Here is an 18,935-nt window from a genome sequence, read left to right as displayed (position 1 = left end):
TTGGTGGTATTTGGTCTAACCCCTCCTTTTACAGTCCCTCTTCGTCTTGATCGTTATCAATTCTCCCCCTCTTTCAGGGCGTTACCTTCGCTGCAAATCAGCAATGTCGATTTAGAGAGCCACAGGCTCCATACAGGAGATACCCGATGAGCAAATTTTTGGACCGGTTTCGCTACTTCAAACAGAAGGGTGAAACTTTTGCCGATGGGCACGGCCAGGTTCTGGATACCAACCGGGACTGGGAAGACGGTTACCGCCAGCGCTGGCAGCATGACAAAGTCGTCCGTTCTACCCACGGCGTAAACTGCACTGGCTCATGTAGCTGGAAGATTTTCGTTAAAAACGGTCTGGTGACCTGGGAAATGCAGCAGACCGACTATCCGCGCACCCGTCCGGATATGCCGAACCATGAACCGCGCGGCTGCCCGCGCGGGGCCAGCTACTCCTGGTATCTCTACAGCGCCAACCGTCTGAAATACCCGCTGATGCGCAAACGCCTGATGAAAATGTGGCGTGAAGCGAAAGTGCAGCACAGCGACCCGGTTGATGCGTGGGCCTCTATCATTGAAGATGCCGACAAAGCGAAAAGCTTCAAGCAGGCGCGCGGTCGCGGTGGTTTCGTTCGTTCTTCCTGGAAAGAGGTGAACGAGCTGATTGCCGCCTCTAACGTCTATACCGTAAAAACCTACGGTCCTGACCGCGTGGCGGGCTTCTCGCCAATCCCGGCGATGTCGATGGTCTCTTACGCTTCCGGCGCGCGCTACCTGTCGCTTATCGGCGGGACCTGCCTGAGCTTCTACGACTGGTACTGTGACCTGCCGCCAGCGTCACCGCAGACCTGGGGTGAGCAGACCGACGTGCCGGAATCCGCCGACTGGTACAACTCCAGCTACATTATCGCCTGGGGCTCTAACGTGCCGCAGACCCGTACCCCGGACGCGCACTTCTTTACCGAAGTCCGCTACAAAGGGACCAAAACCGTTGCGGTCACCCCGGACTACGCGGAAATCGCCAAGCTGTGCGACCTGTGGCTGGCACCGAAACAGGGTACCGATGCCGCGATGGCGATGGCGATGGGCCACGTCATGCTGCGCGAATTCCACCTCGACAAACCGAGCCAGTACTTCACCGACTACGTGCGTCGCTACACCGACATGCCGATGCTGGTGATGCTGGAAGAGCGTGAGGGCTACTATGCCGCGGGCCGCACGCTGCGCGCCGCCGATCTGGTGGACGCGCTGGGCCAGGAAAACAACCCTGAGTGGAAAACCGTTGCCTATAACAGCAACGGCGAGCTGGTGGCACCAAACGGCTCTATCGGCTTCCGCTGGGGCGAGAAGGGCAAGTGGAACCTTGAGCAGCGCAACGGCACCACCGGTGAAGAGACGGAGCTGCGCCTCAGCATGCTGGGCAGCCAGGACGAGATCGCCGAGGTTGGCTTCCCGTACTTTGGCGGTGAAGGTTCCGAGCACTTCAACAAGGTTGAACTGAAAAACGTGCTGATGCACAAGCTGCCGGTTAAACGCCTGCAGCTGGCCGACGGTTCTACCGCGCTGGTCACCACCGTCTATGACCTGACCATGGCGAACTACGGCCTGGAGCGCGGTCTGAACGACGAAAACTGCGCAACCAGCTATGACGACGTGAAGGCCTACACCCCGGCCTGGGCGGAGCAGATCACCGGCGTACCGCGCGCGCAGATCGTTCGTATCGCCCGCGAGTTTGCGGAAAACGCCGACAAGACCCACGGTCGCTCGATGATCATCGTGGGTGCCGGTCTGAACCACTGGTATCACCTCGATATGAACTATCGCGGTCTGATCAACATGCTGATCTTCTGCGGCTGCGTCGGTCAGAGCGGCGGCGGCTGGGCGCACTACGTGGGCCAGGAAAAACTGCGTCCGCAGACCGGCTGGCAGCCGCTGGCGTTTGCCCTTGACTGGCAGCGTCCGGCACGTCACATGAACAGCACCTCCTACTTCTATAATCACTCCAGCCAGTGGCGCTACGAGACGGTTACTGCGCAGGAACTGCTGTCGCCGATGGCGGATAAATCCCGCTACAGCGGCCACCTGATTGATTTCAACGTGCGCGCTGAACGCATGGGCTGGCTGCCGTCTGCGCCGCAGCTGGGCACTAACCCGCTGCGCATTGCACAAGAGGCGAAGCAAGCGGGCATGTCGCCGGTGGATTACACCGTGAAATCGCTCAAGGAAGGCTCCATCCGCTTCGCGGCAGAACAGCCTGAGAACGGCAAAAACCATCCGCGCAACCTGTTCATCTGGCGCTCCAACCTGCTGGGCTCGTCCGGTAAAGGCCACGAGTACATGCTGAAATACCTGCTGGGCACCGAGAACGGTATTCAGGGTAAAGACCTCGGCAAGCAGGGCGGCGTGAAGCCAGAAGAAGTGGAGTGGAAAGACAACGGTCTGGACGGCAAGCTGGATCTGGTGGTGACACTGGACTTCCGTCTGTCCAGCACCTGCCTGTACTCCGATATCGTGCTGCCAACCGCCACCTGGTACGAAAAAGACGACATGAATACCTCGGACATGCATCCGTTTATTCATCCGCTGTCTGCCGCCGTTGACCCAGCGTGGGAATCGAAAAGCGACTGGGATATTTACAAAGACATCGCGAAGAAATTCTCCGAAGTCTGCGTAGGTCACCTGGGCAAAGAGACCGACGTGGTGACGCTACCAATTCAGCACGACTCCGCTGCCGAACTGGCGCAGCCGCTTGACGTGAAGGACTGGAAAAAAGGCGAATGCGACCTGATCCCGGGCGTGACCGCGCCGCACATCATTCCGGTTGAACGTGATTACCCGGCAACCTACGAGCGCTTTACCTCCATCGGCCCGCTGATGGAGAAAATCGGTAACGGCGGCAAAGGCATCGCCTGGAATACCCAGAGCGAAATGGACCTGCTGCGCAAGCTCAATTACACCAAAGCAGACGGCCCGGCCAAAGGCCAGCCAATGCTGAACACGGCGATTGATGCTGCGGAGATGATCTTGACCCTGGCACCGGAAACCAACGGCCACGTGGCGGTGAAAGCGTGGGCGGCCCTGAGTGAATTTACCGGTCGCGACCACACGCATCTGGCGAAGAATAAAGAGGAAGAGAAAATCCGCTTCCGCGATATTCAGGCCCAGCCGCGAAAAATTATCTCCAGCCCGACCTGGTCTGGTCTGGAAGATGAGCATGTGTCCTATAACGCTGGTTATACCAACGTTCACGAGCTGATCCCATGGCGCACGCTTTCTGGTCGTCAGTCACTGTATCAGGACCACCAGTGGATGCGCGACTTCGGTGAAAGCCTGCTGGTGTACCGTCCGCCAATCGACACCCGCTCCGTGAAAGCGGTGATGGGCGCGAAATCGAACGGTAACCCTGAGAAGGCGCTGAACTTCCTGACGCCGCACCAGAAGTGGGGTATCCACTCCACCTACAGCGACAACCTGCTGATGCTGACCCTGTCGCGCGGTGGTCCGATTGTCTGGATGAGCGAAGCGGATGCCAAAGATCTGGGTATCGAAGATAACGACTGGATTGAAGTGTTCAACAGCAACGGCGCCCTGACGGCGCGTGCGGTGGTGAGCCAGCGCGTGCCGGCCGGGATGACCATGATGTACCACGCGCAGGAACGTATCGTGAACCTGCCGGGTTCAGAGATCACCGAGCAGCGCGGCGGTATTCACAACTCCGTGACCCGTATTACGCCGAAGCCGACCCACATGATCGGTGGCTATGCGCAGCTGGCCTACGGCTTTAACTACTACGGCACCGTAGGATCGAACCGCGATGAGTTCGTGGTGGTACGTAAGATGAAGAATATTAACTGGTTAGACGGCGAAGGTAATGACCAGGTACAGGAGAGCGTAAAATGAAAATTCGTTCACAAGTCGGCATGGTGCTGAATCTGGATAAGTGCATCGGCTGCCACACCTGTTCAGTGACCTGTAAAAACGTCTGGACCAGCCGCGAAGGTATGGAGTACGCCTGGTTCAACAACGTGGAAAGCAAGCCGGGCACCGGCTTCCCGACCGACTGGGAAAACCAGGAGAAGTGGAAGGGCGGCTGGATCCGCAAAATCAACGGCAAGCTGCAGCCGCGCATGGGTAACCGCGCAATGCTGCTGGGTAAAATCTTCGCTAACCCGCACCTGCCGGGCATTGAGGACTATTACGAGCCGTTTGATTACGACTACCAGAACCTGCACAACGCGCCGGAAAGCAAACACCAGCCGATCGCCCGTCCTCGCTCGCTGATCACTGGTCAGCGCATGGACAAAATTACCAGCGGTCCAAACTGGGAAGAAATTCTGGGCGGCGAGTTCGAAAAGCGCGCCAAAGACCAGAACTTCGAGAACATGCAGAAGGCGATGTACGGCCAGTTCGAAAACACCTTTATGATGTATCTGCCGCGCCTGTGCGAACATTGCCTGAACCCGGCGTGCGTCGCGACCTGCCCGAGCGGTGCCATCTACAAGCGTGAAGAAGACGGCATCGTACTGATCGACCAGGACAAGTGCCGCGGCTGGCGCATGTGCATCACCGGCTGCCCGTACAAAAAAATCTACTTCAACTGGAAGAGCGGTAAGTCTGAGAAGTGCATCTTCTGCTATCCGCGTATCGAAGCCGGTATGCCGACCGTCTGCTCCGAGAGCTGCGTAGGTCGTATTCGTTACCTCGGCGTGCTGTTGTACGACGCGGACGCGATTGAGAATGCCGCAAGCACCGAGAATGAGAAAGATCTCTATCAGCGTCAACTGGACGTCTTCCTCGATCCGAACGATCCGAAGGTGATTGAGCAGGCCCTGAAAGACGGCATTCCGCAGAGCGTGATTGACGCCGCACAGCAGTCGCCGGTGTACAAAATGGCGATGGACTGGAAGCTGGCTCTGCCGCTGCACCCGGAATACCGCACCCTGCCGATGGTCTGGTACGTGCCGCCTCTGTCTCCGATTCAGTCTGCGGCGGACGCGGGCGAGCTGGGCAGCAACGGTATTCTGCCTGACGTGGAAAGCCTGCGTATCCCGGTTCAGTACCTGGCCAACCTGCTGACCGCCGGTGATACCCAGCCGGTGCTGCTGGCGCTGAAACGTATGCTGGCAATGCGTCACTTCAAACGTGCGGAAACCGTTGACGGTGTTAACGATACCCGCGCGCTGGAAGAGGTCGGCCTGACCGAAGCGCAGGCGCAGGAGATGTACCGCTATCTGGCAATCGCTAACTACGAAGATCGTTTCGTGGTGCCAAGCAGCCACCGCGAGCTGGCGCGCGAGGCCTTCCCGGAGAAAAGCGGGTGTGGCTTTACCTTTGGCGACGGTTGCCACGGGTCAGACAGTAAATTCAACCTGTTCAACAGCCGCCGCATCGACGCGATGGATGTGACCAGCAAAACGGAGCCGCACCAATGATTGAACTCGTCATTGTTTCGCGTCTGCTCGAGTACCCTGATGCTGCGCTTGCGCAGCATCAACAGGAACTCTTTGATGCACTCGCGTCATCTGAAAACCTGGATAAAGAGGATGCCCAGAAGCTGGGCGTTTTCCTCCGCGATCTGCTGGCACGCGATCTGCTCGACGCGCAGGCGGACTACAGCCAGCTGTTTGACCGCGGGCGCGCGACGTCTCTGCTGCTGTTTGAACACGTTCACGGGGAATCCCGCGACCGCGGTCAGGCGATGGTGGACCTGATGGCCCAGTACGAGCAGCACGGCCTGCAGCTCGACAGCCGCGAGTTGCCGGATCATCTGCCGCTGTACCTGGAGTATCTGGCGCAGTTGCCGAAAGAAGATGCGCTGGGCGGTCTGCAGGATATCGCCCCGATTCTGGCGCTGCTCGGCGCGCGTCTACAGCAGCGCGAGAGCCGCTATGCGGTGCTGTTCGATCTGCTGGTGAAGCTGGCGAACGCCTCTGTAGACAGTGAAAAAGTGGCGGAGAAAATCGCGGATGAAGCCCGGGACGATACCCCGCAAGCGCTGGATGCGGTCTGGGAAGAAGAGCAGGTGAAATTCTTTGCTGACCAGAACTGCGGCGAGTCTGAAATCTCCGCTCACCAGCGTCGTTTTGCCGGCGCGGTTGCCCCGCAATATTTGAATATCTCTAACGGAGGACGGCACTAATGCACTTCCTGAATATGTTCTTCTTTGACATTTACCCGTATATCGCGGGCACCGTGTTCCTGGTGGGAAGCTGGCTACGCTATGACTATGGTCAGTACACCTGGCGTGCTGCCTCCAGCCAGATGCTGGACCGCAAAGGGATGCACGTCGCGTCTAACCTGTTCCACATCGGTATTTTGGGGATTTTCGCCGGTCACTTCCTTGGGATGCTGACGCCGCACTGGATGTACGAAGCGTGGCTGCCGATTGAAGTGAAGCAGAAGATGGCGATGATCGCCGGTGGTGCCTGCGGTGTGATGACCCTGGTGGGTGGCCTGCTGCTGCTGAAACGTCGTCTGTTCAGCCCGCGCGTGCGTGCAACCACCACTGCAGCGGACATCCTGATCCTCTCCCTGCTGATGGTGCAGTGCGCGCTGGGTCTGCTGACTATTCCATTCTCTGCGCAGCATATGGACGGCAGTGAAATGATGAAGCTGGTGGGGTGGGCGCAGTCCGTCGTGACCTTCCACGGCGGAGCGTCTGAGCACCTGGACGGCGTGGCGTTTATCTTCCGTGTTCACCTTGTGCTGGGGATGACGCTGTTTGTGCTGTTCCCGTTCTCCCGACTGGTGCATATCTGGAGCGCGCCGGTGGAGTACCTGACGCGCAAATACCAGATTGTGCGTGCCCGTCGCTAATTCAGCGTCTTGATACCAACCCCGCAATCGCGGGGTTTTTTTTCGCCCCAGCCCAGGTTGTTGCCCGCTGCAGCAAACAGGATCAACGCGCCGCCCGCCAGCTGCGTCAGGTTCAGCGAGTGTCCGAACACCAGGTTATCGACAACGATCGCCACCACCGGATAGATAAACGACAGGGAGCCGGTAATGGGGGTAGGTAGCTTCTGAATCGCGCTGTAGAGCAGCTGATACATAATGCCGGTATGGACGATGCCGAGCGTCAGCAGGATCGGCCAGGGAAAATCACCGGAAAATGACGGCCGGCTGGCAAACGGAATAAGCATCACGACGCCCGTCAGCACCTGAATAAAGGCAATATGCTGCGGTGCGATTGTTTTCAGTTTGCGCGCAATGATTGCCGTCAGCGCGTAGAAGAAAGCCGCGGCCATTGCCAGACCGATACCCGCCAGCCATTCAGTGTCGTGGGTGCCGGTCAGCTCGCTGGAGAGCAGTATCACCACGCCGCCGAAGGCGAGGAACAGCCAGCCCCATTTCACCACGCTGACGCGCTCGCCTAAAAACATCCCCATCAGGACCAGCATAAACGGCTGAGTGTTATAGACCACGGTCGAAAGACCAATAGAGATCCGCTCATAGGCTGCGAAGAGCAGCAGCCAGTTCACCACTAATGCCACACCGCCGAGAATCACCAGCAGCAGCGTGGTGCGGGTGAGGGGGCTAAAGGGCTTTTGACTTACCCGGATAAAAATGAAAAGTGCTATTGCCCCAATAAGGCAGCGCCAGAAAACCACTTCCGTCACTGGCAGACCGCTGAGCAAAACAAACGCGCCGATAGAGCCGGAAATTAACATCGCCAGACTCATCTGCCAGACGCCTTTATGTAAATCACGCATCATTCACCTCCTGATTAATAACGCTATTGTCGAAAATCGCTGTTGGGTTTTACAGGGGTGAGATAAGGTTGAAGGTATTAACTGCTTTTTTAAATTAGGTGAAACGAGTGGAATACCTTATTGATGATATCGATCGGCAAATTTTAGCCTGCCTGGTTGAGGATGCGCGCATGTCGTTGAAGGTGCTCAGCGGCCGCATTGGCCTGACCTCACCCAGCACGGCGGAGCGTCTGAAGAGGCTGGAAGAGCGCGGTGTGATTCAGGGGTATGGCGCACGGGTGAATCTCGCGGCGCTGGGGTATACGCTGCAGGCGCTGGTACGGGTGCGGCCTTTGCCGGGGCTGTTGCATAAGGTGGATAAATACATACAGGCGATGCCGGAGTGTATTGAGAGCGACAAGGTGACCGGGGAAGACTGCTTTGTGATTAGGCTGGTGGTGCGATCGATAGAACAACTGGATGCGCTGCTGGACGGGCTGGCGGAGCATGCCCAATGTAATACGTCGATTGTGAAAAGTTCCCCGGTGAAGCGTCGTTTGCCGCCAATGTAGTCGTCTGTCGCAGGGTGGCGGCTGCGCCTTACCAGGCCTACGAAGGCGGACTCGGTTCGATTTTGTTCGGGTTTTTTGAAGTGATGGTGGTGGGGGAAGGATTCGAACCTTCGAAGTCGATGACGGCAGATTTACAGTCTGCTCCCTTTGGCCGCTCGGGAACCCCACCACGGGGTAATGCTTTTTTACTGGCCTGCTTCCTGCTGGAAGCGGGGCGCATCATATCAAATGAGACGCCCCTGTAAAGCTTTCCTTTAGGGAAAAGAAGCTGTTTGCCTGCTTTTTATCCGTAAAGGCGCAAAGCTAATCAATTCATTTTCCGAAAGATTAAAGAATGATGGTTCTGTTACCGTAGACAAAGACACGCTGCGCCAGCACCTGATACAGGGCACGACTCAACACGTTCTTCTCAACGTCACGTCCGGCGCGCATCATATCTTCTGCGGTGTAGGTGTGATCCACGTGAATCACGTCCTGCATGATGATGGGACCTTCGTCCAGATTGTCATTCACGTAGTGCGCGGTTGCGCCGATGATCTTCACGCCGCGCTCGTACGCCTGGTGATAAGGCCGCGCGCCAATAAAGGCCGGCAGGAACGAGTGGTGAATGTTGATAATCTTGTTCGGGAAGCGGGCGACGAAGGAAGGCGTCAGCACGCGCATATATTTCGCCAGCACCACGTAGTCCGGGTTATGCGCTTCAATGGCAGCAGCCATCAGGTTGTCGTGCTCTTCACGGGTATGGCCTTCATGGCTCACCAGCTCAAACGGAATATCAAAACGCTCAACCAGCGTGCGCAGGGTTTCGTGGTTGCCAATAACAGCGGCAATTTCTACGTCCAGGCCGCCGTAATTGGCCTTCATCAACAGATCGCCCAGGCAGTGAGCTTCTTTCGTCACCAGAATCACAATGCGACGACGGCCCGCAGGATTCAGCTCACGCACGGAACCGTCCGGCAGCGCGCTGTCCAGATCGGCCAGCAGGGTGGTGTCGTTGAAAATGCCTTCCAGTTCGGTACGCATGAAGAAGCGACCGGTACGGTGGTCAACGAACTCGTTGTTCTGCACGATATTCAGTTCATGCTTGTAGCAAATATTGGTGATTCGTGCGATCAGCCCTTTTTGATCGGGACAGATAGTGCGCAGAACTTTACGTTGTAATGATTGCATCGCCGGGAAATCCTGTTTGTATTTGCGAAGTCTGGGTTGTCAGGCGTTACTGCCCGCAACACTTTTTGAATTTTTTTCCTGAACCACAAGGGCAGGTATCGTTACGACCAAACTGTGGACGCGTACCGTCAATATAATACCACTGCCCGCTTTCCTTTAAGAACCGGGAACGCTCGATAATGGCGCCAGGCCTGGCGTTCTCGGTAAAACGGGCAACAAAGCTGACAAACCCTTCGTCGTGGTGGCTACCGGGTGACGATTCAAACACGGTAAGCCCAAGCCAGTGGGTGTTGGCGAACCCGGCTTCGATCTCCTGTCGGAAATCGGCGGCGTGGCAGGACGGGTGCCAGGTTTTTATCAGGTAGTCTGCGTCTTTGATCACAAAAGCAGTATACCGTGAACGCATGAGGTGTGACGGATCCGGTGCAACCTGATTGCCAGAAAGATATCGCTGGCAACATAGGCTATACTCCAGAGCGCTACCACAGGGGCAGAGTTGAGACACGATTCTCTTCCTGGAACAAAAAATAAGGGCGTAAAACGCCTCGGGTAGCACTATGTTAACTGAGCAGTTGCGTTGACGCTATGTCAGGAATCCAGGGGAAGTAAAACAGGGCTAATGAGAAAGGTTAAAATTGGACTGGCGCTGGGATCAGGTGCAGCCCGGGGATGGTCTCATATCGGCGTGATTAATGCCTTAAACAAGATGGGCGTTGACGTTGATATCGTAGCAGGATGTTCAATCGGATCGCTTGTCGGCTCTGCCTACGCGTGCGGCAAGCTCCCGGATCTCGAAACCTGGGTGCGCTCCTTCAGCTATTGGGACGTGCTGCGTCTGATGGATCTCTCCTGGCAGCGCGGTGGGCTGTTGCGCGGTGAACGCGTCTTTAACCAGTTCCGCCGGGTGATGCCTCTAGAAGACTTTACTGACTGCCGGATGCCTTTCGGCGCCGTCGCAACTAATCTCAGCACAGGCCGTGAACTCTGGCTGACCGAAGGGGATATTCACCTTGCGGTGCGTGCTTCATGCAGTATTCCTGGGCTTATGGCGCCCGTGCCCCATAACGGTTACTGGCTTGTCGATGGTGGCGTCGTGAACCCGGTTCCCATCTCTCTGACGCGCGCCATGGGGGCGGACATCGTCATCGCCGTTGATTTGCAGCACGACGCTCATCTGATGCAGCAAGACCTTATGCCGGTCAATCTGCAGAGCGAAGATGTCGACGTCGAAAAGCTTGCCTGGCATGAACGCCTGCGCGGAAGAATTGGTCGCCTGGCCGCACGACGCTCGGTTGCCGCACCGACGGCCATGGAGATCATGACCACCTCAATTCAGGTTCTTGAGAATCGCCTTAAACGTAACCGTATGGCTGGCGATCCTCCGGATATTCTTATTCAGCCTTACTGTCCGCAAATCTCTACCCTTGATTTCCATCGGGCTGAGGCCGCCATCGCAGCGGGCTCGCTAGCCGTCGAAAAGAAAATAGACGAGTTGCTGCCGTTTGTGCGAACAGCACGTTAAGCACCTTTTTTTGACTACTTCAGCAAAATCTGACAGGCGATAGTGCCGATAGCATGCCACTATTTAGTAACTGTCAGCCAGGGGAGGAACCATGACGCAGCCATTGGCCGGAAAACACATTTTGATTGTTGAAGACGAGCCCGTTTTCCGATCGCTACTGGATTCGTGGTTATCCTCGCTGGGAGCAAACACTTTACTGGCTGAAGATGGTGTCGACGCGCTGGAAAAAATGACCGGTATTACGCCCGATCTGATGATTTGCGACATCGCGATGCCGCGAATGAATGGGCTTAAACTGGTTGAACATCTGCGCAACGAGGGGGACCAGATGCCCATTCTGGTGATCTCCGCGACAGAAAATATGGCGGATATTGCCAAAGCATTACGTCTTGGCGTTCAGGATATTCTGCTGAAACCCGTCAAAGATCTGAACCGGTTACGTGAGACGGTATTAGCGTGCCTTTATCCAAATATGTTTAATTCACGCGTAGAGGAAGAGGAACGCCTTTTTCAGGACTGGGACGCGCTGGTGAGTAATCCGCCAGCGGCGGCGAAATTGTTGCAAGAACTTCAGCCTCCCGTTCAGCAAACTATTTCCCACTGCCGCGTAAACTATCGCCAGCTGGTGGCGGCCGATCAGCCTGGGCTGGTGCTGGATATTGCACCTCTGTCTGATTCCGACCTCGCATTTTATTCTCTGGACGTAACCCGTGCAGGGGATAATGGCGTATTAGCTGCATTGTTACTTCGCGCGCTCTTTAATGGATTATTGCAGGAACAGTTATCACATCAGGGACAACGGCTCCCTGAGTTAGGCAGTTTACTCAAACAGGTAAACCAGCTTTTTCGTCAGGCCAATTTACCCGGACAGTTCCCGCTGCTGGTTGGTTATTACCATAGCGGTTTAAAGAATCTTATCCTCGTTTCTGCAGGTCTCAACGCGTCACTGAATACCGGGGAACACCATATTCAGGTGAGTAACGGGGTGCCGCTTGGAACACTGGGAACGGCGTATCTAAATCAAATTAGCCATCGCTGTTCTTCCTGGCAGTGCCAAATTTGGGGTGCCGGGGGAAGGCTTCGCTTAATGTTGTCCACGGAATAAGCAATTGGATCTTAATTTTAAGATTGCTTTACCTGTGTTTTCTCGGGAGTGCTACTATCGCTGCCCAGATTCATGCGTATTTGTCCTAATTCATCGGCAACGCGTTCTTTTCAGACCCGGACTGCGGGGCGAGGCTGATATACTCAACGCGTTATTTATTGCATAAAAGTTCAAAACTTGAACAGCTCAGGAGAATTTGAATGGCTGCCCTAAATTCGAAAGTCAGAAAGGCCGTCATCCCGGTAGCGGGATTGGGGACCAGGATGTTACCAGCAACTAAGGCGATTCCTAAAGAGATGCTGCCTCTGGTTGATAAGCCATTAATCCAGTATGTCGTTAATGAGTGTATCGCGGCCGGCATTACTGAAATTGTGCTGGTTACGCATTCATCTAAAAACTCTATCGAAAACCACTTCGATACAAGTTTTGAACTCGAAGCCATGCTGGAAAAACGCGTTAAGCGTCAGCTGTTAGAAGAAGTTCAGTCTATTTGCCCTCCGCACGTCACCATTATGCAGGTTCGTCAGGGGCTGGCTAAAGGTCTGGGCCACGCGGTTATGTGTGCACACCCGGTTGTGGGTGATGAGCCCGTCGCGGTTATTCTGCCTGACGTGATTCTGGATGAATACGAATCCGATCTTTCCCAGGACAACCTGGCTGAGATGATCCACCGCTTCGACGAAACGGGCTGCAGCCAGATCATGGTTGAGCCAGTTGAAGACGTGACCGCTTACGGTGTGGTTGACTGCAAGGGCGTGAACCTTGAGCCAGGCGAAAGCGTGCCAATGGTTGGTGTCGTAGAGAAGCCTAAAGCCGACGTAGCGCCGTCTAATCTGGCAGTGGTGGGTCGCTATGTCCTGAGTGCTGAAATCTGGCCACTGCTGGCGAAAACGCCTCCAGGAGCAGGGGATGAAATCCAGCTGACGGATGCCATTGATATGCTGATCGAGAAAGAGACCGTTGAGGCTTACCACATGAAAGGTAAGAGCCATGACTGCGGTAATAAGCTCGGTTATATGCAGGCGTTCGTTGAATACGGCATTCGCCATAATACGCTGGGTGAAGAATTTAAAGGCTGGCTCAAAGAGAGTATGGGTATTAAGAAATAATACAGGCGTAAATCTATGAAACCGGTGTGGCGCCGCCCACCGGTTTTTTTATGCCCATAAAACGCCATGACCAGCCTGTTTGTAAGCGAAACTAAATAGCCAAATAACGCTTTATGACGGAGTGTAAGAGGATGTTAGTGATAAATTGCGGGCAAAAAAAATCCCACCAGAGGCGGGATTTTTCTGAATTCGGCTTGATTAATCCTTGATCAGGAAGTCATCCAGCTGTTTACCTTGCTCATCCATAGCTTTCTTGATTACAGCAGGAGTACGGCCTTGGCCGGTCCAGGTTTTAGTTTCGCCGTTCTCATCAACATAGCTATATTTAGCAGGACGGGCAGCGCGTTTTGCTTTGGTACCGGTTTTTGCAGCAGCAATGCTGTTCAGCAATTCATTTGGATCGATACCATCAGCAATCAGCATTTCACGATATTGCTGCAGTTTACGCGTACGCTCTTCGATTTCAGCTGCAGCAGCGCTTTCTTCTTCGCGACGTTCATTAACTACAACTTCTAATTTTTCCAGCATTTCTTCGAGCGTTTCAAGGGTACATTCTCTTGCCTGCGCACGAAGAGTACGGATGTTGTTCAGAATTTTAAGTGCTTCGCTCATTGTAGTAATCTCAAACTTATAATGGGGGGTGGTTTGTTGACCTAATAATAGAGCCATAAATTCAGATGTGCAATAGCCAGGAATGTAAGGAATTCAAAAAATACTAAATAAAGCCGCTATTATTAATTACGCTAACTTAAATTTCCTCTTTGGCAGTCTCGCTTGTTATCACGATAACCTGCTTAACCCCGCCGCTTGCATCTTTTTTTTGTGACATTTGCCGCAGGAATTATAGTTTCGGCGGATAAATATCAGCCTTTTGTATTAGTTCCAGGCGACGGTGTTAAGGCAGGAATAGTTAATAAATAGTGAATTTTAATGAACGTAGATTCCACAATAAAAAGAAGTGTTATGTTTGGCTAATCATATAACCTGTTCACCAGCATGACCGTCATTACTCTCTGTTTTAGCGGATTATTTTTGCGAAAAGAGGGCGTTTTACACCTTTCAGCACGGCATCGTTTGTGCGGCGTGTCGCTGATGACCAGACAAAATATGGTACAATGAATCATCGGGAATATTACACATTGATTAGGGTTTTACGGCCAATGGCACAACTTTATTTCTACTATTCGGCAATGAATGCCGGGAAATCCACCGCACTGCTGCAATCCTCATACAATTACCAGGAACGAGGAATGCGTACCGTTGTTTATACCGCTGAAATCGACGATCGCTTCGGTGCAGGTAAGGTGAGTTCCAGAATAGGCCTCTCTTCGCCAGCCAGGCTGTTTAACCCGCAAACTGACCTGCTGGAGGATATCCGCGCTGCGCATGCGTCAGAGCCCATTCACTGCGTGCTGGTTGATGAGAGCCAGTTCCTGACACGTGAACAGGTGCACGCGCTCTCTGAAGTGGTTGATGAGCTCGATATCCCCGTTCTGTGCTACGGGCTGCGTACGGATTTCCGCGGGGAGTTGTTTGCCGGAAGCCAGTATTTGCTTGCCTGGTCAGATAAGCTGGTTGAACTGAAAACTATCTGTTTCTGCGGACGCAAGGCCAGCATGGTGCTTCGTCTCGACCAGGCTGGAAAACCTTATGCGGACGGTGAGCAGGTGGTGATTGGTGGCAATGAACGCTATGTGTCGGTCTGTCGTAAGCATTATAAGGAAGCGTTGTCCGTAGGCTCGCTGACGGCGATCCAGCACGACAACAGAAAATAATATCCGCCGTTATTCAGACATAAAAAAACCCGCCATACAGGCGGGTTTTTTTCATCAGACTGTCAGTTAAGCGCTTTTCTTCGCTTTCTTGTCAGCTTTAATAACCGGAGCTTCTGTTTTCACAGCAGCAACGTCACCTTCTTTGAACTCACGACCGTAGTAGGTATCCAGCAGAATCTGTTTCAGCTCGGAGATCAGTGGGTAGCGCGGGTTAGCACCAGTACACTGGTCATCGAAGGCATCTTCAGACAGCTTGTCTACGTGAGCGAGGAAGTCAGCTTCCTGAACGCCTGCTTCACGGATAGATTTAGGAATACCCAGTTCAGCTTTCAGGCTTTCCAGCCATGCCAGCAGTTTCTCAATCTTCGCAGCAGTACGGTCGCCCGGTGCGCTCAGACCAAGGTGGTCAGCGATTTCAGCATAACGACGGCGCGCTTGCGGACGGTCATACTGGCTGAACGCAGTCTGCTTGGTTGGGTTGTCGTTGGCGTTATAGCGGATAACGTTGCTGATCAACAGGGCGTTCGCCAGACCGTGAGGAATGTGGAACTGTGAACCCAGTTTGTGCGCCATAGAGTGGCAAACACCCAGGAAGGCGTTCGCAAACGCGATACCGGCGATGGTTGCTGCACTGTGGACACGTTCACGTGCTACAGGGTTTTTAGAACCTTCGTTGTAGGACGCTGGCAGGTTTTCTTTCAGCAGTTTCAGAGCCTGCAGAGCCTGACCGTCAGAGAACTCAGACGCCAGTACAGAAACGTAGGCTTCCAGCGCGTGAGTCACGGCATCCAGACCACCGAACGCACACAGAGACTTCGGCATTTCCATTACCAGGTTGGCATCAACGATAGCCATATCTGGCGTCAGCGCGTAGTCAGCCAGCGGATATTTCTGACCTGTTGCGTCATCTGTTACTACAGCGAATGGCGTCACTTCTGAGCCGGTACCGGAAGTGGTGGTGACGGCGATCATTTTCGCTTTCACGCCCATTTTCGGGAACTTGTAGATACGTTTACGGATGTCCATAAAGCGCAGCGCCAGCTCTTCGAAGTGGGTCTCCGGATGTTCGTACATAACCCACATGATTTTCGCGGCGTCCATTGGGGAACCACCACCCAGTGCGATAATCACATCTGGTTTGAAGGAGTTCGCCAGTTCAGCACCTTTGCGTACAACGCTCAGGGTTGGGTCAGCTTCAACTTCGAAGAACACTTCAGTTTCGACGCCAGCCGCTTTCAGCACAGAGGTGATCTGGTCAGCGTAGCCGTTGTTGAACAGGAAACGGTCAGTCACGATGAGCGCACGTTTGTGGCCATCAGTAATCACTTCATCCAGCGCGATTGGCAGAGAGCCACGGCGGAAGTAGATAGATTTCGGAAGTTTGTGCCACAACATGTTTTCAGCTCGCTTAGCAACGGTTTTCTTGTTGATCAGGTGTTTTGGACCAACGTTTTCAGAGATGGAGTTACCACCCCAGGAACCACAACCCAGAGTCAGGGAAGGTGCGAGTTTGAAGTTATACAGGTCACCGATACCACCCTGAGAAGCAGGGGTGTTAATCAGGATACGGGCAGTTTTCATCATCTGACCGAAGTGGGCGACACGCTCTGGCTGGTTATCCTGGTCGGTGTACAGACATGAGGTATGACCGATACCGCCCATGGCAACCAGCTTCTCGGCTTTTTCTACCGCGTCTTCGAAATCTTTCGCACGGTACATAGCAAGCGTAGGAGACAGTTTTTCGTGAGCAAACGGCTCGCTTTCGTCGACAACTTTAACTTCACCGATCAGGATCTTGGTGGTCGCCGGAACGGTAAAGCCCGCGAGTTCAGCGATTTTATAGGCTGGCTGACCTACGATGGCAGCGTTCAGCGCGCCATTTTTGAGGATGATGTCCTGAACCGCTTTCAGCTCTTTGCCCTGCAGCAGGTAGCCGCCGTGGCTGGCGAAACGCTCGCGTACTGCGTCGTACACGGAATCAACAACAACTACAGACTGTTCTGATGCACAGATAACGCCGTTATCGAAGGTTTTAGACATCAGCACAGACGCAACAGCACGTTTGATGTCAGCGGTTTCATCGATAACAACGGGGGTGTTACCTGCGCCTACACCGATTGCTGGTTTACCGGAGCTGTATGCTGCTTTAACCATACCAGGACCACCGGTCGCCAGAATCAGGTTAATGTCCGGGTGATGCATCAGCGCGTTAGACAGTTCAACAGAAGGTTGGTCGATCCAGCCAATCAGATCTTTTGGTGCGCCCGCAGCAATTGCTGCCTGCAGAACGATGTCTGCTGCTTTATTTGTCGCGTCTTTAGCACGTGGATGTGGAGAGAAGATGATTGCGTTACGGGTCTTCAGGCTGATCAGCGATTTGAAGATAGCCGTTGAAGTAGGGTTAGTCGTTGGAACAATACCGCAAATGATGCCGATAGGTTCGGCGATGGTGATCGTCCCGAAGGTGTCGTCTTCAGACAGAACGCCACAGGTTTTCTCATCTTTATAGGCGTTGTAGATATACTCAGAAGCAAAGTGGTTTTTGATCACTTTATCTTCAACAATACCCATGCCAGATTCGGCAACGGCCATTTTAGCGAGAGGGATTCGAGCATCTGCAGCAGCCAGAGCGGCCGCGCGGAAGATTTTATCAACCTGTTCTTGGGTGAAATTGGCATATTCACGCTGGGCTTTTTTAACGCGCTCGACGAGGGCGTTCAGTTCAGCGATATTAGTAACAGCCATAATGCTCTCCTGATAATGTTTAAACTCTTTTAGTAAACCAGCGCTCGATACGTCAGACAGTATAGACAGTGCCAATACGACTTGCGTTACATAAAGTAAAACAAAGGGTTACTTTATGCTCCAGTACACTAATTTACTAAAAGAGCCTTACCTTAGCATCATCCCTTTTTGTCAGGTGACCTCCCTGGGGGCGTAATCAAGATTACTCACTTCTGAGTACGGAAATCATGATCTGCGTCAATTTTCCACCAAGCTGATACCTTTCAGCAGGGTTATTTAATGGATATATTTCCACTGTTAATTAATTAAGTAACTATTGGAAGTGACGCTATCATTGTCTCAACATATGTTTAACATTCTGAAATGCTAACGTTTTGGCACAGATTTCTGGTGAAGTATGCTAATAAAAAGCGTATCTTCAGCGCGATTTTTCCTAACAATGTAACTGTCCCGGGCATGCGCAAAAGCGGAGCAAAACGTGATCCAAACGCTCTTTGATTTTCCAACGTATTTCAAATTTTTTATTGGTCTGTTTGCCCTGGTCAACCCGGTGGGGATCATTCCTGTCTTCATTAGTATGACCAGTTACCAGACGGCGGCGGCCCGGAACAAAACCAATCTTACCGCTAACCTGTCTGTGGCAATCATTTTGCTCACCTCGCTTTTCCTGGGTGATGCCATTCTCCAGCTCTTTGGCATCTCGATTGACTCCTTCCGCATTGCGGGCGGGATCCTGGTGGTGACCATTGCCATGTCCATGATCAGCGGTAAGCTGGGTGAGGATAAGCAGAACAAGCAGGAAAAGTCAGAAACCGCCATCCGCGAAAGTATCGGCGTGGTTCCGTTGGCATTGCCCCTCATGGCCGGGCCGGGTGCCATCAGTTCAACCATTGTCTGGGGCACGCGTTACCATAGCCTCATGCATTTGATTGGTTTTTCTGTCGCGATTGCCGTTTTCGCACTCTGTTGCTGGGGCGTATTCCGCATGGCGCCGTGGCTGGTGCGCCTGCTGGGGCAGACCGGCATCAACGTTATTACGCGTATCATGGGGCTGCTGTTAATGGCACTCGGGATCGAATTCATTGTCACGGGTATTAAAAGCATTTTCCCCGGCTTGTTACATTGATATTTCAAACGAAAGAACGGCGCTTCGGCGCCGTTTTTTTTGTATCAATATCAGCAAATCATATAAATAAAGTTGAAAAGCTTACCTGTCATAATAAATTCTACTAATAATGTTCATCTCATATATTTCATAG

General features: G+C 53.5%; 15 protein-coding genes and 1 tRNA gene. 10 read left to right on the top strand and 6 right to left on the bottom strand.

Going from position 1 to position 18,935, the window contains the following annotated elements; genetic code table 11:
- The first annotated feature begins 146 nt into the window (after positions 1-146).
- The 4 genes from IM271_RS03745 to narI are packed head-to-tail and all read left to right on the top strand — an operon-like array spanning position 147 to position 6,806.
- Positions 147-3,890, top strand: a complete 3,744-nt coding sequence (locus IM271_RS03745; protein WP_193051683.1) for a nitrate reductase subunit alpha — start codon at positions 147-149, stop codon at positions 3,888-3,890.
- Entirely contained in the window at positions 3,887-5,422 is a 1,536-nt protein-coding gene (gene narH / locus IM271_RS03740) for a nitrate reductase subunit beta (protein ID WP_028013444.1), read from the top strand. Before IM271_RS03745 ends, narH begins: the two co-directional genes overlap by 4 nt.
- Entirely contained in the window at positions 5,419-6,129 is a 711-nt protein-coding gene (narJ, locus tag IM271_RS03735) for a nitrate reductase molybdenum cofactor assembly chaperone (protein ID WP_193052189.1), read from the top strand. The genes narH and narJ overlap by 4 nt, the downstream gene beginning before the upstream one ends.
- On the top strand, positions 6,129-6,806 hold the full coding sequence (narI, locus tag IM271_RS03730; protein WP_021240339.1) for a respiratory nitrate reductase subunit gamma: 678 nt from the start codon (positions 6,129-6,131) through the stop codon (positions 6,804-6,806). Before narJ ends, narI begins: the two co-directional genes overlap by 1 nt.
- Here the strand turns inward: narI and IM271_RS03725 are convergent.
- Positions 6,803-7,699, bottom strand: coding sequence for a DMT family transporter (locus IM271_RS03725; RefSeq protein ID WP_193052233.1), 897 nt, complete (start codon positions 7,697-7,699; stop codon positions 6,803-6,805). The two genes, narI and IM271_RS03725, sit on opposite strands and share 4 nt — an antisense overlap.
- Before the next feature lie 107 nt (positions 7,700-7,806).
- Here IM271_RS03725 and IM271_RS03720 point away from each other — a divergent pair, with 107 nt between their 5' ends.
- Positions 7,807-8,250, top strand: coding sequence for an Lrp/AsnC family transcriptional regulator (locus tag IM271_RS03720; RefSeq protein ID WP_041909598.1), 444 nt, complete (start codon positions 7,807-7,809; stop codon positions 8,248-8,250).
- Between the two features lie 84 nt (positions 8,251-8,334).
- Here IM271_RS03720 and IM271_RS03715 read toward each other — a convergent pair.
- The 3 genes from IM271_RS03715 to IM271_RS03705 all read right to left on the bottom strand — a co-directional run bounded on the left by IM271_RS03715 (position 8,335) and on the right by IM271_RS03705 (position 9,925).
- Positions 8,335-8,419 (bottom strand) — tRNA-Tyr (locus IM271_RS03715).
- 158 nt (positions 8,420-8,577) lie between these two features.
- Positions 8,578-9,420 carry a formyltetrahydrofolate deformylase gene (gene purU / locus IM271_RS03710; protein ID WP_028013439.1) on the bottom strand — a complete coding sequence of 281 codons (843 nt, stop codon included), beginning with the start codon at positions 9,418-9,420 and terminating at the stop codon, positions 8,578-8,580.
- Positions 9,421-9,466: 46 nt separating this feature from the next.
- Positions 9,467-9,925 carry a YchJ family protein gene (locus IM271_RS03705; RefSeq protein WP_041909602.1) on the bottom strand — a complete coding sequence of 153 codons (459 nt, stop codon included), beginning with the start codon at positions 9,923-9,925 and terminating at the stop codon, positions 9,467-9,469.
- Between the two features lie 114 nt (positions 9,926-10,039).
- Between IM271_RS03705 and rssA the strand changes: the two genes are divergently transcribed.
- From rssA to galU, 3 genes are all read left to right on the top strand, one after another.
- Positions 10,040-10,942 carry a patatin-like phospholipase RssA gene (gene rssA / locus IM271_RS03700; protein WP_136485582.1) on the top strand — a complete coding sequence of 301 codons (903 nt, stop codon included), beginning with the start codon at positions 10,040-10,042 and terminating at the stop codon, positions 10,940-10,942.
- 91 nt (positions 10,943-11,033) lie between these two features.
- Complete coding sequence (rssB, locus tag IM271_RS03695) at positions 11,034-12,047, top strand: two-component system response regulator RssB (RefSeq protein WP_028013436.1); 1,014 nt, start codon at positions 11,034-11,036, stop codon at positions 12,045-12,047.
- A 200-nt stretch (positions 12,048-12,247) separates the two neighbouring features.
- On the top strand, positions 12,248-13,156 hold the full coding sequence (galU, locus tag IM271_RS03690) for a UTP--glucose-1-phosphate uridylyltransferase GalU (RefSeq protein WP_028013435.1): 909 nt from the start codon (positions 12,248-12,250) through the stop codon (positions 13,154-13,156).
- Positions 13,157-13,354: 198 nt separating this feature from the next.
- Here galU and hns read toward each other — a convergent pair whose 3' ends face one another.
- Positions 13,355-13,768: a histone-like nucleoid-structuring protein H-NS gene (gene hns / locus IM271_RS03685; RefSeq protein WP_028013434.1), complete on the bottom strand. Its 414-nt coding sequence runs from the start codon at positions 13,766-13,768 to the stop codon at positions 13,355-13,357.
- Between the two features lie 548 nt (positions 13,769-14,316).
- Between hns and tdk the strand changes: the two genes are divergently transcribed.
- A complete protein-coding gene (gene tdk / locus IM271_RS03680; RefSeq protein ID WP_028013433.1) occupies positions 14,317-14,931 on the top strand; it encodes a thymidine kinase in 615 nt (204 codons plus the stop codon).
- Between the two features lie 66 nt (positions 14,932-14,997).
- Here the strand turns inward: tdk and adhE are convergent, their stop codons facing one another.
- The gene (gene adhE, locus IM271_RS03675; RefSeq protein ID WP_028013432.1) at positions 14,998-17,676 is read right to left on the bottom strand and encodes a bifunctional acetaldehyde-CoA/alcohol dehydrogenase; all 2,679 of its coding nucleotides are present in this window, start codon (positions 17,674-17,676) and stop codon (positions 14,998-15,000) included.
- Positions 17,677-18,154: 478 nt separating this feature from the next.
- On the opposite strand from adhE, the gene IM271_RS03670 reads away from it, so the two are divergent.
- Entirely contained in the window at positions 18,155-18,802 is a 648-nt protein-coding gene (locus IM271_RS03670; protein WP_047368710.1) for a YchE family NAAT transporter, read from the top strand.
- Positions 18,803-18,935 lie beyond the last annotated feature (133 nt).

Origin of the sequence: Enterobacter cloacae complex sp. I3 (genome assembly GCF_014896175.1) — a bacterium.
GTDB lineage: Bacteria > Pseudomonadota > Gammaproteobacteria > Enterobacterales > Enterobacteriaceae > Enterobacter > Enterobacter bugandensis.
This window is presented reverse-complemented; position numbering and strand designations above follow the sequence as displayed.

Bases quoted from the DNA above. Each gene is read 5' to 3' on its own strand.
- IM271_RS03745 (WP_193051683.1), top strand. From the start codon at position 147: ATGAGCAAATTTTTGGACCGGTTTCGCTACTTCAAACAGAAGGGTGAA.
- narH (WP_028013444.1), top strand. From the start codon at position 3,887: ATGAAAATTCGTTCACAAGTCGGCATGGTGCTGAATCTGGATAAGTGC.
- narJ (WP_193052189.1), top strand. From the start codon at position 5,419: ATGATTGAACTCGTCATTGTTTCGCGTCTGCTCGAGTACCCTGATGCT.
- narI (WP_021240339.1), top strand. From the start codon at position 6,129: ATGCACTTCCTGAATATGTTCTTCTTTGACATTTACCCGTATATCGCG.
- IM271_RS03725 (WP_193052233.1), bottom strand. From the start codon at position 7,699: ATGCGTGATTTACATAAAGGCGTCTGGCAGATGAGTCTGGCGATGTTA.
- purU (WP_028013439.1), bottom strand. From the start codon at position 9,420: ATGCAATCATTACAACGTAAAGTTCTGCGCACTATCTGTCCCGATCAA.
- rssA (WP_136485582.1), top strand. From the start codon at position 10,040: ATGAGAAAGGTTAAAATTGGACTGGCGCTGGGATCAGGTGCAGCCCGG.
- rssB (WP_028013436.1), top strand. From the start codon at position 11,034: ATGACGCAGCCATTGGCCGGAAAACACATTTTGATTGTTGAAGACGAG.
- galU (WP_028013435.1), top strand. From the start codon at position 12,248: ATGGCTGCCCTAAATTCGAAAGTCAGAAAGGCCGTCATCCCGGTAGCG.
- hns (WP_028013434.1), bottom strand. From the start codon at position 13,768: ATGAGCGAAGCACTTAAAATTCTGAACAACATCCGTACTCTTCGTGCG.
- tdk (WP_028013433.1), top strand. From the start codon at position 14,317: ATGGCACAACTTTATTTCTACTATTCGGCAATGAATGCCGGGAAATCC.
- adhE (WP_028013432.1), bottom strand. From the start codon at position 17,676: ATGGCTGTTACTAATATCGCTGAACTGAACGCCCTCGTCGAGCGCGTT.